Raw genomic sequence first — 13,332 nt, forward strand, 5'->3', positions numbered from 1 at the left:
CTGCGGAGTCAGTGCGGCCGTGATGTTCCTCAGCTGAGGTGTTGGGGAGTACCGGAGAGGTAGGCGGTGCGGTGGCTGTGGAGGGTGTTGCGGACGGCGGTTCGGACGCGGGTGAGTTGGTGGGGTGCGAGGTAGTGGTGGAGGTTGTCGAGGGGGACGAACTGGTGGTCGCTGAGTTCGTGTGGGGGGAGGGTGAGGGTGGTGTTGGGGGGTAGTTGGCCGCCGTCGAAGACGAAGTTGTAGCCCTCGCGGTGGGGTGGGTTGGCGGGCATGTGGTGGACGGTGAGGAGGTCGCCGGGTTCGATGTGGTGGCCGAGTTCTTCGAGGAGTTCGCGGCGGAAGGTGTCGTGGAGGTCTTCGTCGGGTTGTGCGCAGCCGCCGGGTAGTCCCCAGGGGTGTGGGTCGCCCTGTTGTTTCCGGTAGATCTTCTCCACGAGCAGGATGTGGCCTGCTGGGTTGGTGATGAGGGCGAGGGCGCCGAGGCGGCGGCCGGGTGGGTGGGTGAAGTCGTACTCGGTGTGCATGGGTTGGGTACCTGTTCCTGGGGTGGGTCAGCGTGTGGGTGGGGTGGGTTGGTTTTGAACGTGGTTGTGGTGTGGGTGTGTTGGGTGGCTGGTGGGGGTGTCGGTGCGGGGTGGTGGGGTGGTGGTGGCTGGGGTGCAGTGGGTGGGTATGTGGGTTGCGGGTTTGGGTGTGGTGGGTTTGTGGGTGGTGGGGTGTTGGCAGGCGGCGAGGGCGATGCCGAGGGTGAGCAGGGCGGTGATGGAGGTCAGTGCCACCGCGAGGATGGGTCGGTCCAGTTCCGGTGGGCATCGGTACCCGTCCGCCGGGTCACCGGTCGGATCGTCCGCCAGATCGTGCGCGATTCTTGTGTGGCCCCACGGGGCGTATCCCGTCGTGGAGTTGGTCTGCGCTGCCACTCCGTACGGGCACGGGTGCGGGTGTGGTGGTGGGCCGGGTCTGTTGCGTTCTCTGGTCCGGGTGGGTGTTGGGGGTTGGGGCATGGCCCACGTACCGTTCGTGTGGGGGTGGTTGGGGCTCAGAGGTAGAGCTGGCGGCCGCAGGTGCCGCAGTGGGTCTTGCCTTCGCGGGTGACGGTGGTGGGGTGGTCGCAGCGCGTGGTGGTGCGGTGGTCACATGTCTGGTTCACGGCACCTCCCCGGGCACCACAACGGGCTGTGTCCCAGCGGTGAGTTCGAGCCCGGCTCCTGACCTCGTGCTCGTGGTGCGGGTTGTGGCTGGCTGCCTGTCGGTGGTGGGGTCTTCGGCGGGGTGGGGTGGGGGTTGAGGGGTGTGCGCCAGGGGGCGGTCAACTCGCGGGTGCGCTGGCGTTCCAGGAAGTTGAGCCGTCGCAGGCAGCGCACGCAGCCGTACAGGGTCAACGGGCCCCAGGGCATGGGCACGGTGCGGAACCCCGTCACGCGTACCTCCTCGCGACCGCAGTACAGCCCACACCGCCCAACCCCCCACACACCCCGTCCGGTTGAGTCGTCCTCCTCGGCCAGGTCGAAGCCGTCGGGCTCCCCGAACTCTGCCCGCGCGTCGGCGTCCGAGGCGGCGGAGGTCAGCACGCACCACAGGTAGACGCTGACCACGCCACCGACGGCGACCGCGTAACCGACCGTCTGTGCCCAGCCGTTCACCTTCGCCCCCACACCAGTAACCAGCCCGCCACCCACACGCGCGCCAGCACCCGATAGGCCCTCACCGCTGCCTCCCCCACTCGCGGTACCTCCGCAACAACGCCGTCAACTCCCGCGCCGTCGCCAGATCACACCGCCCCAAATCCACCAACGGCTGCGGCCGTGGCCCCGTACACGACAGCGGGTCCAACCCCAACGACGGCAACCTCACACCGACGTCCTCCAAGGCGTCGCGTAACTCCCGCCGCACCCGCTCCGCTTCCGGAATGGAGCCCGCTGCGTCGCGTTCACGTGTCCCCATCTCCGCATCACTCTCCTGTATGTGTCTCGGTCATCAGCCCTGAACCAGGGCCTTTCGGGATACTTCGGGGCTCCCATAGAGAACTGGTGGCGTGCTGCCAGTGAGTGCGCACCATCCAGTGCGGGTTGCCACTGGCTGGCGGTGCAGCCCGACGGGTCGACGCGCTATGGAGTCAAAGGGGCACCCACGGCTACGAAGAACATGGTGCGAGTAACGCTGCCACATCGTCAAGCAGTTGTGTGGCAGATTGCCAATCTGCTGCGCGGCGCTCCGTGAAGTGCTGAGATACCCTCAACGGGCCGAACCAGCAGGGGAGATGGAGGGACTATGGCCGTTCTCAGTAGCGGAAGCCCGCTCGCCGCAAGGCGGAAGCTGGGTGCTGAGCTGCGCATACTCCGCGACAGGCTGGGGCTGACGACGGAAGAGGTCGGCACACACCTCAACTGCCACAACTCCAAGGTCAGCCGCGTTGAACTCGCCAGGCGCATGTGTACGCGCAAGGACTTCGCAGCGCTGATGGAGCTCTACGAGGTAGATGAAGAGAAGCGGGCGGAGCTGACCGAACTGGCGACGCGGGCGATGCAGCGCATTCCGCCGTGGTGGGAGGCTTACGCGGATGTGATCTCCGCCAACTACGCCGAATTCCTTGCCTATGAGGCTGAGGCGGTCCGGTGCTTTGAGTACCAGCCCTTGCTGATCCCAGGGCTGTTGCAGACCCAGGACTACGCCCGTGCAATCACCGGCCCAGGCTTCGCCGCCCTTGGGCCGGATCAGATCGACAGTCTCACCGAGGTACGCATGCGCCGCCAAGAGCGGATCGGTGACCGCGCTTCCCTGGCTCTTGACGCCGTCGTGACGGAGGCGGCACTGCGGCTGCAAGTGGGTGGCAGGGACGTGATGCGAGCTCAGCTACGGCACTTGGCCTCGATCGCGTCCATGAAGGACATCACCTTCCGGGTCATCCCCTTCAGTGCAGGAGAAAACGGTGCCAGCACTGGAGCCTTCACGTTGTTCAGCAGTGGGCAGGGTGTCGATCCGGACGTAGTCTTTATGGAGTCGGCGGAGGCTACGACGTTCCGCGACGACGCGCTCGTGCTGCGACGGCTGAACCGACTGTTCGGCAACTTGGCAACGACCGCGTTGTCCGAGCACGATACTCGCAAGCTGGTCGAACGTATCGAGAAGGAATCGTGAGATGAACGAGCTGTCCGACCTGTACGCGGTCAACCTCGCTGAAGTCCCGTGGCGCAAGAGCTCCTACACGGCGAACAACGGCAACTGTGTGGAGGTCGCCAACGTCCCGGGTGTGGCGGGGTTCGCGGTGCGCGACTCCAAGAACGTGGATATTCCCGCCAGCCGTGTCTCTCAGCAGGCATGGTCCGCGTTCCTTGCGTCTGTCGCGGACGACACCCTGACGGCGTGATGGCTCACGTCACCGCGAAGGCCGAGCTGTACGAGCTGGACCTCTCTGATGTGACGTGGCTCAGTGCTCCGGACAGCACTCCGAACGACCGCCTGGAGATCGCCAAGCTACCGGGTGGGGCCGTGGCGCTGCGGAACCCAGCAGATCCAAACGGCACGGTTCTGCGATACACCGCCGCTGAGTGGGAGGCATTCACCCTCGGGGTGCGGGACGGCGAGTTCGACCTTCCGTCGGATACGTGATCGTAGAGTTGGCAACGCCCCTCGTATGGCCCCTCGCCGTACGAGGGGCGACGCGGGTAGGGATCAGGAGGAGGCCGCCGAGCGCCTGGGCTGCCACCGGACGAAGATCAACCGCATCGAGAACGGCAGGCTCGGTATCTCGTTGGGCGAACTGCGGGACCTGCTGAACTTCTACGGGGTCACCGACGGCGCGCAGGTGGATGAGCTTGTCGAACTCGCCCGTCGCGGCCGGGAGCCGGGGTGGGTCCGCAGGGCGAGCCTGGCCCGACCCACCTACACCGACTTCATCGGCTACGAGGAGTCGGCGGACTACGTCAGGTCCTACCAATCGTCGCTCATCGCTGGACTACTTCAGACCGCCGACTACGCGAGGGCACTACTCGAAGCGGCCCCGTCAACGTTGAGCGACGAGGAGATTGATGCCCTGATCACCGCACGTATCGAACGCCAGGAGGTGCTGCGGCGGGAGAACCCACCACGCCTCTGCGTGATCCAGCAGGAGGCGTCGCTTCGGCAACTCGTGGGTGGTCACGCGGTTATGCGTGAGCAGCTGTCGCATCTACTGGAAACGTCCAGGCAACCCGGCATAGACCTCCAGGTGATCCCGGATGGCGCGGGCGCCCACGCCGGACTGTTCGGCTCGTTCGTGATGTTCGGTTTCCCCAACCCGGCGTTCTCGGACGTCGTGTGCGTGGAGCACCGGACAGGAACGCTCTACATGGAGACGCCAGAGGAGACGGCGGAATATACGCTGATCTTCGATTCGCTCAGGTCCATCGCCTTGAGCCCATCCCAGAGCACCGACCTGATTACGGAAGTACTGCACAGCCTGTAGTGGTGACGAAGTGAGAGGTAGCGACGAGATGTTCACCCCCGACCTTGAGAGCGCCGTCTGGCGCAAGAGTAGCTACAGCGGCCAGGGCGGCGACTGCGTCGAGGTGGCGTATGCCCTCGGCGGGGCCGTTCCGGTCCGTGACAGCAAGCAGCCGTCCCCGGTCATGCTGGTGAGCGAGGTCTCCTGGGCCAGTTTCCTCAGCGACCTGCGGGATCCCGCAACTCGGTGACGCTGCCCGGTCGTTCCTCACCGGCTGATCAGTGTGGCGTGAACTCCTCGTACAACGTGCGGTAGTCGTCTCCTGGCCTCGCCCAACGCTTGGTGAACAACGGCCACCCATGTCCACGTAGCCGCCGCCCGCTCGTCCCATCGCCCGCCCGTCCCCGGGTTGGCGGCGAACGGGCGGGCGGCTGGGGGAGGTTGGGGCGGTGGGGGCGGTCAGGCGTGGGGGGTGCCGAGGGGCTGGGACGCGGGGGCGGCGGGGGAGTGGGGGGTGGCCGCCGGGGTGATGGCGGGGGAGTGCGCGGGGCGGGCGGTGGCCAGCAGGAGCACCGCGACGAGCGCCTGGACGCCGGTGATGAGGGCCAGCGTCACGGGGGTGTCGACGGACAGCACCACCATCGTGGTGTTGGCCGCGAAGTGCGTGGCGATCGAGGCGATGACCCCGGCGCGTTCGTAGGCGTAGGAGACGAGCATGGTCATGGGGATGGCGCTGGCCGAGAAGAGGACGCCGTTCGGGGAGGCCAGGCCCAGGTCGTTCTGCACGGTCCCGTCGATGTAGAACAGCGGAAGGTGCCAGACGGCCCAGATGACGCCCAGTACCGCGCTGACCTGGAAGCGGCTCATGGTGACGCGCATCCGCGGGTACGCCGTGCCCCGCCAGCCGGGCTCCTCGGACAGCGGACCGGAGACGACCATGCCGATGACGAAGGCGACGGGCCCGCCCGCGTCCCGCATGAGGTCGCGGGCGGTGTCCGTGCTCGGCCCGCCGTCCCCGGCCGCCTGGGCCAGCAGGACGGCGACGAGGACGGTCGCGGAGGTCAGCGCCAGCAGCAGCGGCGCCCACAGCAGCGTCCTTCGCCCGGTCCGCACCACGGTGTGCGGCACGGGCTCACCGCGGCGGGTACGGCGGACGCGGACGGCCAGCGCGGCCAGTAGCGGCCCGAAGGCGCCGAACAGGAAGGGCAGCGCGGTGGGACCGGCCGTCGCGTCGCCGCCGAGCGCGATGGCGGTGCACCACGAGGCCCAACTGAGCCCGAATGCCAGGGACATGAAGAGGATCAGGTCGCCGCGGTGGGAGACGGCGGGTGCCGGGGTGTGGGGTGCGGTCGTCATGGGGCATCTCTCGATCGGGTGGTGGCCGTCGCGCACGTCGAGCCGGACCCCTCGGCGAGGGGCCGCTCAGCGACGCGAGATGGGATCTGGGAGGGCGTCGGGCCTCTGGGTGGTGGTGAGTTGGCCCGTGGGGTGTTGGGGCGCGGGTGGTGTGGGGCGCTGGACGTGCGGTGGGAGACGTGTGGTGGGGGAGAGCGGTGGGTGGAGACCGGGGCGGGCGGGTGTGGGCGGGCGCCCGGGGGTCAGGCGGTGGCCGTACCCGCTTCGGGCGTCATCTCCTGGGCCTCGCTGGACAGTTGGCGGCCTAGCCAGGTGGTGACGAGGGTGAGCAGTTCGGGGTCGACCGGCTCCCGCAGCAGGCGGCGGTAGGAGCCGAGGGTGTGCCGCCCGGGGTCACGGCGCAGGACGTGGGTGAGGTCCGGGAGGCGGTGGACCTCGGCGCCGCCCGGCACCAGCCGACGGATCACCTCCAGGTCGGCGGGGTCGACCTGGAGGTCCTTGCCGCCGGTCACGGCCAGCACCGGGGCCCGGACGGCGGCGAGGTCGGCGCGGGTGTCGTGGGCGAGGTTCTCGCGCATCCAGCGGGCGTTGACGGGGAGTCCGGCGACGCGCGCCTCGTCGGTCCGGGTCCGCCGGACGCGGGTGAGGAGACGTTCGCCGATGGCCCCGAGGGGGCGTCGCAGCAAGCGGACGGGGGCGGGCAGACCGTGGACGATCGAGCGGGCCTGGTGGCGCAGGGCCTCCTCGCCCGGCCGCGCGTATCCCGCCAACAGCACGGTGGCGCGCACCTGTTGGTGTGCGGCGAGGGACATGGCGTGCAGCGCGCCCTCGCTGTGCCCGACGACGCCCACCGCGTCCGGGTCCACCTCCGGGTGGGCGGCCAGGGCGCGGAGCGCGGCGGCGGCGTCCGCGCGGTTGCCGGTGAAACCGGCCGCCCGCCAGGCGCCGGGGGTGGCCCCGGCGCCGCGCCGGTCGTAGCGGAACGTGGCGACTCCGCGCGCCGCGAGCGCGGCGGCCAGCGGACCGCCGAGGTGCAGGGGGAGCTTGCGGGTGTTGCCGTCGCGGTCCAGCGGGCCGGAGCCGTGCAGGAGTAGAGCTGCGGGGTGCGGGCCCGGGCCCTCCGGCCGGGTCAGGGTGCCGGCCAACGGGGTTCCGTCGTCCGTGGTGACCGTCATCTCGGTGTCGGGCACAGCTCCGCCTCTCAATGTTCTCAACTTCGATAACGTTATCAAACATGAGACTATGGAGTCATGGCAAACTCGAACCTCCTCCTCCATCCGGTACGGGCGCGCGTTCTGCGCACCCTGCTGGGCGCGGACGAGCTGACCACCGCCCAGCTCCGGGAGCGCATGCCCGACGTCTCGGCGGCCACGATGTACCGCCACGTCGCCATCCTCGCCAAGGCCGGAATCCTGGAGGTGGTCCGTGAACGGCAGGTCCGCGGCACCCTCGAACGCAGCTACCGCGTCCGCCAGGACGAGGCCGTGGTCGACGACGAGACCCGGACGGAGATGACGACGGAGGACCACCGGCAGGCGCTGACCCTCTTCACCGGGGCCCTCATGGGCGACTTCGAGCGGTACCTCTCGCGCGACGACGCCGAACCGGCCCGGGAGGGCGTCCTCTACCGGCAGGGCATGGCCTGGCTGACCCCGGAGGAGTTCGGCGAACTCGTCGCGGAGATCGAGGCCGCCGTTCGCCGCCGCACCCACACCACCCCCGGCGACGGCCGCACCCGCCACATCCTCAGCTTCGCCTTCGTCCCCGACAAGGCGGCCGGGGAGGCCGCCTCCTCGGACAGTCCGGGCGGTCCGGATCGTCCGGGAGGGGCGGCTGGGGGCACCGGGGAGGGTGATCAGGCTGGGGTGGAAGCGAACGGCGGTACGGAAGGCGGGAGTTGAGGGCGCCGCGCCCGTCGGAAGCGCCGCCTGGCACGCCACCGACCGCACCGGGCGTACGGTCCGCGCGTGGTGTGCTCCGTCGTACGCCGGTTGCCGTGGACCGTGAGGCGTGGGGTGGTGGGGTGCGGGGACGGTTCGTCGGCGATCAGGGGAGGACGGCGGTGGCCTCCACCTCGACCAGAAGGTCGGGCTCGCCCAGCGCCGTGACGCCCAGCAGGGTGATCGGCTTGGCCGGGTCGACGCCCAGGCGCTCGGCCGCCCGGCTCACGCCCTCGCCCAGCAGCGGCATCTTCTCCGGGGTCCAGTCGACGACGTAGACGGTCAGCTTCGCCACGTCGTCGAAGCTGCCGCCGACGCTGGCCAGGGCGGTGGCGACGTTCAGGTAGCACTGCTCCACCTGGGCGGCGAAGTCCCCCTCGCCCACGGGTTGTCCGTCGGCGTCCCGGGCCACCTGCCCGGCCAGGAAGACCAGTTGGGAGCCGGTGGCGACGGACAGCTGGCGGTAGACCTCGGGTTGGGGCAGTCCCTCGGGGTTGATCAGCGTCACGGGCATGGGCGGTCTCCTCGTGGTGCGGGGTCTGGGCGGACCCGGGTGGCGGGTCAGGCCATGAAAGCATAACGTCGCTATGTATCGTGGCGGCCATGGCGAGGACGAGAGATCCGGCGGTCCGCTCCCTGCTGCTCGACCGGGCCGCCCGGATGCTGGGGGAGCGGCGGCCGGTCACGCTCCGCGCTCTGGTTGACGGGGCCGGTGTGTCGACGATGGCGGTCTACACCCACTTCGGCGGGATGGACGGGCTGTGGAAGGCCCTGCGCCAGGAGGGGTTCGTCCGTCTGGGCGCCAGGCTCGCGCTCGTCGAGCCGACCGAGGACCCGGTGCGTGACCTGGCCGCGCTGGGCGCCGCGTACCTCGGCAACGCGCTGGACAACCCGGACCTCTACCGGGTCATGTTCGACGCGCGCTTCGCGCTCGAAGACCTCGGAGCGGCCGACGAGTTGCTCCACTCGCTGGTCCACACCGTCGAACGGGCCCGCGACGAGGGGAGGTTCCGCGCCGAGACCGATCCGCTGGAACTGGCCACCCAGAGCTGGACCGTCGGCCACGGGATCGCCTCGCTCGTCGCCACCGGCCCCCTGCCGCCGGAGGCTCTGGCGCACGGAGTGCCGCTGCTGACGGCGTTGTTCACCAGCGCGGGCGACGAACCCGAGCGCTGCCGACGGTCGGTGGAGCGCGGCTGGGCGCCGGTGTCCGGGGCCGCGACCGACGCCTGACCGTGACCCGTGACCGGCGCGACCGCCGCCTGACCGTGACGGCGCCCCGATCGCGACGGCTCGGGCGGCCGGTCCGCTGGGCGGTGTGGCCGGGGGAGGTCCCGGATCCTCCCGGGTTGCCTATCCTTGCGGTATGACTGCCGAGCCGTCCGCATCCTCGTCGGATCCCGTGCCCGCGGGGCAGATCCGTGCCTCGCACGACGAGCGGGAGGCGGTGGTGGATCGGCTGCGGGACGCGGCGGCCGAAGGCCGCATCGACCTCGACGAGTTGGACACGCGGGTGGGTCAGGCGTTGGAGGCCAGAACGCAGGCGGAACTGGCCGCCCTCACCGTCGACCTGCCACGGCCGCGGGCGCCCGAGGAACTGCCGCCGCTGGTTCTCAAGGGCGGGATGCACGGCGCCTCCCGGGGCCCCGGCGTCTGGGAGGTGCCCGCGCGGGTCGTCGCCCACGGCGGCTGGGGTGGGGTAAAGCTCGACTTCAGCCGGGCGCGCTGCGACGTCCCCGAGGTGGTCGTGGAGGCGCACGGGGACATGGCCGGGGTGACGGTCGTGCTGCCCGACGGCTGGGCCGCGAACACCGACGGGATGGATCCGGGTATCGGCGGCCTGAGGGACAGGACCACCGGGGAGCGGCTGCCCGGCACCCCGCTGATCCGGCTCGTCGGGGAGGGTGGCATGGCCGGTGTCGTCGTCCGCCACCCCAGCCGTTGGGAGCGGCGCAGGCTGCGCGACCGCCCCGCGATCGGCTGAGTCGGACGGGGTCGTGTCGTGGCGGCGGCTGTGCGGCGGCGGCTCGGTGCGTGACGCCAGCTCCCGCGTGCGTGCGGACGGCGAGGTCCCTTGGGGTGGGGCAACGCGCCCGGGGAGAGATTTCCCATACAGGGAGAAATAGGGCTTATTGTACTGCCTGTTGCGGTGCACCTCAGGAAAGGCGGCAGGGTGCGACAGCGCCCGGAACCCTCATGGATCTCGCGTTCCTCCAGCCCCTGTACGCCGACGACTCCTCCGTCGTCTCCGTCCATCTCGACACCTCACGGCTGACGCACGACGCCGACAAGCAGATCGAGCTGCGGTGGCGCGCGGCGCGTCGCGCCCTGGGGGAGCAGGGCGCGGAGGAGGTGGACCTGGAGGTGCTGGACGGCGTCGTGGGCGGCCTCCCCGACCTCCCCGGCCCGCAGGGGGAGGCGCTGTTCGCCTCGGCCGGACGGCTGTTGGGGGCGTTCACCCTCGTGGAGCCACCCGCGGCGGACAGCGCGCGGGTGCTGCCGGTACCGGATCCGCTGGGGGTGGCGATCGACCGCGACCACCAGCTCCCGCACGTCGTGGTGGCCGTCGACCGGGAGGGGGCGGACGTGGACGCCTACCCGGCCTCGGGCTTCGAGCCGACGCTGCGGCGCACCTTCAACGGCAGCACGCTGCACATCAGCAGGGTGCGCGCCGGGGCCGAGGCGAAGGCGTCCTTCCACCGGCGCACCGTCAACCTGTGGACGGAGAACACCGGGCAGGCGGCCGACGACGTACGGGACGCGGCGGCGGGGGTGGACGCTGCCGTCGTCCTGGTCGCCGGGGACCCGAAGGCGGTGGGGCTGCTCCGCGAGCACCTGGCCGCCCGTCCGCCGGAGGCGGAGGTGGTCTACGTCGAGGGTGGCCGCACCGACGCCTCCGCCCGGGAGAGCCTGCGCGCGAGCGTGGACGCCGCGATGCACGAGATCATGACCGCCCGTCACCGGACCGTGCTGGAACGCCTGGAGGCGGAGCTGTCCGGGGACCGCGCCCTCCAGGGCATCCCGGCGGTCAAGGAGGCCCTGGCCGAGGGCCGGGTGGAGACGCTGCTGCTGGCCGCCGACCGCGCGGGCGACCCCGAGCTGTTCGCCTCCCGCCAGGACCCGCGCGCGCTGGGCACCGACCCCGCGGCCCTCGGCACGGACCCGACGGCCTTCAGCGCCCCGGCCGCGCCGCTGCTGCTGCGCTCGGCCGTGCTCGGCGGTGCCTCGTTCACCGAGATCCTGCCGCCCGCCCGGTGCGTGGACGGCGTCGCCGCCCTGCCGCGCTACTGAGCGGGCGGTGGACCGGGGCCACCTCTCCCGGGCCTCCCGGGCGGCGGCGCCTCCGAGGACCGCCCGCGGCCCGCGGCCTGCCACCGGTTCCGGACCCGGAACCCGGCGCCTGGCGCCCGGTCTCCGGGAGGGGAGTCAGCGGGACTGGCTGGGGATGTGGGGGCGGCGGCCGAAGCGGGCGTGGAGAGCGGCGTCCACCTCGTCGAACTCCCGGTTGCGGGTCTCCGGGACGAAGCGCGCCACGAACAGCAGCCCCACCAGGCAGACCCCGCCGAAGATCCAGAAGGTCCCGCCCTCGCCGATCGCGTTCGCCAGCGGGAGGAAGACGAGGCCGACGACGAAGTTGGCGAGCCAGTTGGTGGTCGTGGCCGAGCTGGAGCCCAGGGCGCGTGCCCGTGGGGGGAAGACCTCACCGACCAGTACCCAGAAGATCGGGCCGAGCCCACCGGCGTAGGCGGCGATGTAGACGACCATGCACAGCAGCGTAAGTTCGGAGTTCAGCCCGGCGACGAAGCTCAGGCCGAGCAGCGCCAGGGTGACGAGCATGCCGCCGAGCGACCAGAGCAGCAGCGGGCGCCGTCCCACCCGGTCGATGAGCTTCATCGCCACCACCGTCATGACCAGGTTGATCAGGCCGATGAACACCGAGTAGAAGATCGAGTTCGAGGCGTCGAGACCGGTCCTCTCGATGATCGTCGGGGCGTAGTAGATGATCGTGTTGATCCCGCCGAGCTGCTGGACCGCCGCCAGCGTCAGCCCGACCACCAGCGCGGGGCGCACCTCCGGCTCCAGCAGCATCCGCCAGCCCGTGCGGCCCGTCCGGCCGTTCCCGTCCGGGTGCGCGGGGTGCCGGGGCCAGTCGTGGCCGTCGCCCCGCCCGTCGTCTCCGTCCTCCGGCCGGTCGTGCTCCGGCCGGTCGTGCTCCGGCCGGTCGTCCTCCGGCCGGTCGTCCTCGCCGCCTCGCCGCTCGTGCTCCCCGCCGTCCCCGCTGCCGCCGCCGGCTCCGGCGTCCGGTTCCTCCGCCGCCCGGGCCCCGTCAGATCCGCCGGGTCCGCCGCCCGCCCGCCCCGCTCGGCCGGTGTCGGCGTCCTCCGCCCCGTCGGTGCCGTTCGTGCCGTTCGTGTCGTCCCTGCCGTCGGGGGGCGTGCCGTCGGTGTCGCGCTGGGCGCGCGCGAGGAGTTCGTCGGCGCGCTCCTCCCCGGAGACGGAGGCGATCAGGCGGCGGCCGCGCTCGGTGTGGCCGTGGCGGATCAGCCAGTGCGGCGACTCGGGCAGCAGCCACAGCGCCGCGACGATCAGGGTGAGCGCCGGAAGGAGGCCGACGGCGAACATCGCCCGCCAGTTGCCACCGCCCGCGAACGCCAGGTCCACCAGGTACGACGTGACGATGCCGACGGTGATGAGCAACTGGTTGGTGCTGAGCACCCGCCCCCGGACCTCCGGCGGCGAGATCTCCGCGAGGTACACGGGGACGGTCGCCGAGGCCGCGCCGACGGCCAGTCCGAGCACCACCCGGGCCACCACCAGCTCGACGTAGCCGCCCGCCGTCGACGCGAGCACCGTGCCGATCCCGAAGACGACGCCCTCCAGGCCGAGAGTGGTCCGGCGGCCCAGCCGGTCCGCGATCCGGCCGGAGACCAGGGCGCCGACCATCGCGCCGATCAGCGTCACGCTGACCACCGTGCCCTGTTGGAGGGAGCCGAGCCCGAAGTCCTGCCGGAGGTAGAGGAGGGCGCCGGACACCACCCCGGTGTCGTAGCCGAACAGGAAGCCGCCGACCGCGATGAGCAGTCCCGCGCGCCGGACCCTGCGCAGCCCCGCCGGGTGGCAGTGCGCGACCGGACCGCGAGTGCCCGGTTCCTGGGAGAAACCCTGAACCACGTCGTACTCCTCCGGCCGCCCGGGATGCTGACACGCGCCGCGTACGGACCGGGGGTACGGACGGACGTCCTCCGGGTGGACCGTGCGCGGGCCCGGTGGCGGCTGGTGGGCGGGGTCCGGGGCACGGACGGCGGTGCGGGCCCGCACCGCCGTCCGTGCCCCGCTCGCCGTCCGGGCCCGTGTCCGGCGCGCGACCCCGGCTTCCGGGCGGGGGCCGCCGTCCAGGGCCGGGCGGGCCCGGGACCTCGCACCGGCGGTGCCGGGGACGTCCGCGTACGGGTGTGCGCGGCGCGCGAGAGCCGTTCCGTACGCGCCGGTCCGCCAAACCCGTGCGTCACCACCACCCCCGGCACGGCGCACGGCCCCGGGGACCGTTCCGGTCCGGGCCCCTCCGCCGGGCCCCCTCCGCCGGGCCGGAACAGGCCGGGGCCCCTCTGCCGG

Annotated in this window: 16 protein-coding genes; 9 read left to right on the plus strand and 7 right to left on the minus strand. The window is 71.5% G+C overall.

Translation table 11 applies throughout. The annotated features are described in order from the left end of the window. Positions 1 to 29: 29 nt before the first annotated feature. The 3 genes from E0L36_RS24690 to E0L36_RS24700 all read right to left on the minus strand — a co-directional run bounded on the left by E0L36_RS24690 (position 30) and on the right by E0L36_RS24700 (position 1,655). Entirely contained in the window at positions 30 to 524 is a 495-nt protein-coding gene (locus E0L36_RS24690) for an NUDIX domain-containing protein (protein WP_180931458.1), read from the minus strand. A 27-nt stretch (positions 525 to 551) separates the two neighbouring features. Beyond that, positions 552 to 779: a hypothetical protein gene (locus E0L36_RS24695; protein WP_180931459.1), complete on the minus strand. Its 228-nt coding sequence runs from the start codon at positions 777 to 779 to the stop codon at positions 552 to 554. Positions 780 to 1,133: 354 nt separating this feature from the next. Continuing rightward, the gene (locus E0L36_RS24700; protein ID WP_180931460.1) at positions 1,134 to 1,655 is read right to left on the minus strand and encodes a hypothetical protein; all 522 of its coding nucleotides are present in this window, start codon (positions 1,653 to 1,655) and stop codon (positions 1,134 to 1,136) included. 616 nt (positions 1,656 to 2,271) lie between these two features. On the opposite strand from E0L36_RS24700, the gene E0L36_RS24705 reads away from it, so the two are divergent. Genes E0L36_RS24705 through E0L36_RS24725 form a run of 5 tightly spaced genes read left to right on the plus strand, consistent with a single transcriptional unit; the run spans position 2,272 to position 4,673 of the window. Further along, positions 2,272 to 3,138: a helix-turn-helix transcriptional regulator gene (locus E0L36_RS24705; protein WP_180931461.1), complete on the plus strand. Its 867-nt coding sequence runs from the start codon at positions 2,272 to 2,274 to the stop codon at positions 3,136 to 3,138. 1 nt (position 3,139) lies between these two features. After that, positions 3,140 to 3,367 carry a DUF397 domain-containing protein gene (locus tag E0L36_RS24710; protein ID WP_180931462.1) on the plus strand — a complete coding sequence of 76 codons (228 nt, stop codon included), beginning with the start codon at positions 3,140 to 3,142 and terminating at the stop codon, positions 3,365 to 3,367. Beyond that, the gene (locus E0L36_RS24715; protein ID WP_180931703.1) at positions 3,367 to 3,609 is read left to right on the plus strand and encodes a DUF397 domain-containing protein; all 243 of its coding nucleotides are present in this window, start codon (positions 3,367 to 3,369) and stop codon (positions 3,607 to 3,609) included. The genes E0L36_RS24710 and E0L36_RS24715 overlap by 1 nt, the downstream gene beginning before the upstream one ends. Positions 3,610 to 3,634: 25 nt before the next feature. Beyond that, positions 3,635 to 4,444: a helix-turn-helix transcriptional regulator gene (locus E0L36_RS24720; protein ID WP_180931463.1), complete on the plus strand. Its 810-nt coding sequence runs from the start codon at positions 3,635 to 3,637 to the stop codon at positions 4,442 to 4,444. 10 nt (positions 4,445 to 4,454) lie between these two features. Continuing rightward, positions 4,455 to 4,673, plus strand: coding sequence for a DUF397 domain-containing protein (locus E0L36_RS24725; RefSeq protein WP_308416923.1), 219 nt, complete (start codon positions 4,455 to 4,457; stop codon positions 4,671 to 4,673). A 209-nt stretch (positions 4,674 to 4,882) separates the two neighbouring features. Here the strand turns inward: E0L36_RS24725 and E0L36_RS24730 are convergent, their stop codons facing one another. Then, complete coding sequence (locus tag E0L36_RS24730; protein ID WP_258016545.1) at positions 4,883 to 5,779, minus strand: CPBP family intramembrane glutamic endopeptidase; 897 nt, start codon at positions 5,777 to 5,779, stop codon at positions 4,883 to 4,885. A gap of 242 nt (positions 5,780 to 6,021) precedes the next feature. Then, positions 6,022 to 6,969: a S9 family peptidase gene (locus tag E0L36_RS24735; RefSeq protein ID WP_180931464.1), complete on the minus strand. Its 948-nt coding sequence runs from the start codon at positions 6,967 to 6,969 to the stop codon at positions 6,022 to 6,024. Between the two features lie 60 nt (positions 6,970 to 7,029). Here E0L36_RS24735 and E0L36_RS24740 point away from each other — a divergent pair, with 60 nt between their 5' ends. Next, positions 7,030 to 7,680 (plus strand): helix-turn-helix domain-containing protein, encoded by a 651-nt coding sequence (locus tag E0L36_RS24740; RefSeq protein ID WP_180931465.1) that lies wholly within the window; start codon positions 7,030 to 7,032, stop codon positions 7,678 to 7,680. Positions 7,681 to 7,825: 145 nt separating this feature from the next. Here E0L36_RS24740 and E0L36_RS24745 read toward each other — a convergent pair whose 3' ends face one another. Beyond that, positions 7,826 to 8,233: a RidA family protein gene (locus E0L36_RS24745; RefSeq protein ID WP_180931466.1), complete on the minus strand. Its 408-nt coding sequence runs from the start codon at positions 8,231 to 8,233 to the stop codon at positions 7,826 to 7,828. Between the two features lie 89 nt (positions 8,234 to 8,322). Here E0L36_RS24745 and E0L36_RS24750 point away from each other — a divergent pair, with 89 nt between their 5' ends. From E0L36_RS24750 to E0L36_RS24760, 3 genes are all read left to right on the plus strand, one after another. After that, positions 8,323 to 8,952, plus strand: coding sequence for a TetR/AcrR family transcriptional regulator (locus E0L36_RS24750; protein ID WP_180931467.1), 630 nt, complete (start codon positions 8,323 to 8,325; stop codon positions 8,950 to 8,952). A gap of 133 nt (positions 8,953 to 9,085) precedes the next feature. After that, on the plus strand, positions 9,086 to 9,703 hold the full coding sequence (locus E0L36_RS24755; RefSeq protein ID WP_180931468.1) for a DUF1707 domain-containing protein: 618 nt from the start codon (positions 9,086 to 9,088) through the stop codon (positions 9,701 to 9,703). 212 nt (positions 9,704 to 9,915) lie between these two features. After that, on the plus strand, positions 9,916 to 11,010 hold the full coding sequence (locus E0L36_RS24760; protein ID WP_180931469.1) for a hypothetical protein: 1,095 nt from the start codon (positions 9,916 to 9,918) through the stop codon (positions 11,008 to 11,010). A gap of 135 nt (positions 11,011 to 11,145) precedes the next feature. On the opposite strand, the gene E0L36_RS24765 is transcribed toward E0L36_RS24760, so the two are convergent. Next, positions 11,146 to 12,891, minus strand: coding sequence for an MFS transporter (locus E0L36_RS24765; RefSeq protein WP_180931470.1), 1,746 nt, complete (start codon positions 12,889 to 12,891; stop codon positions 11,146 to 11,148). Positions 12,892 to 13,332: the final 441 nt, after the last annotated feature.

This window comes from Streptomyces sp. AJS327 (assembly GCF_013450295.1).
In the GTDB taxonomy this organism is placed as follows: Bacteria; Actinomycetota; Actinomycetes; order Streptomycetales; family Streptomycetaceae; genus Streptomyces.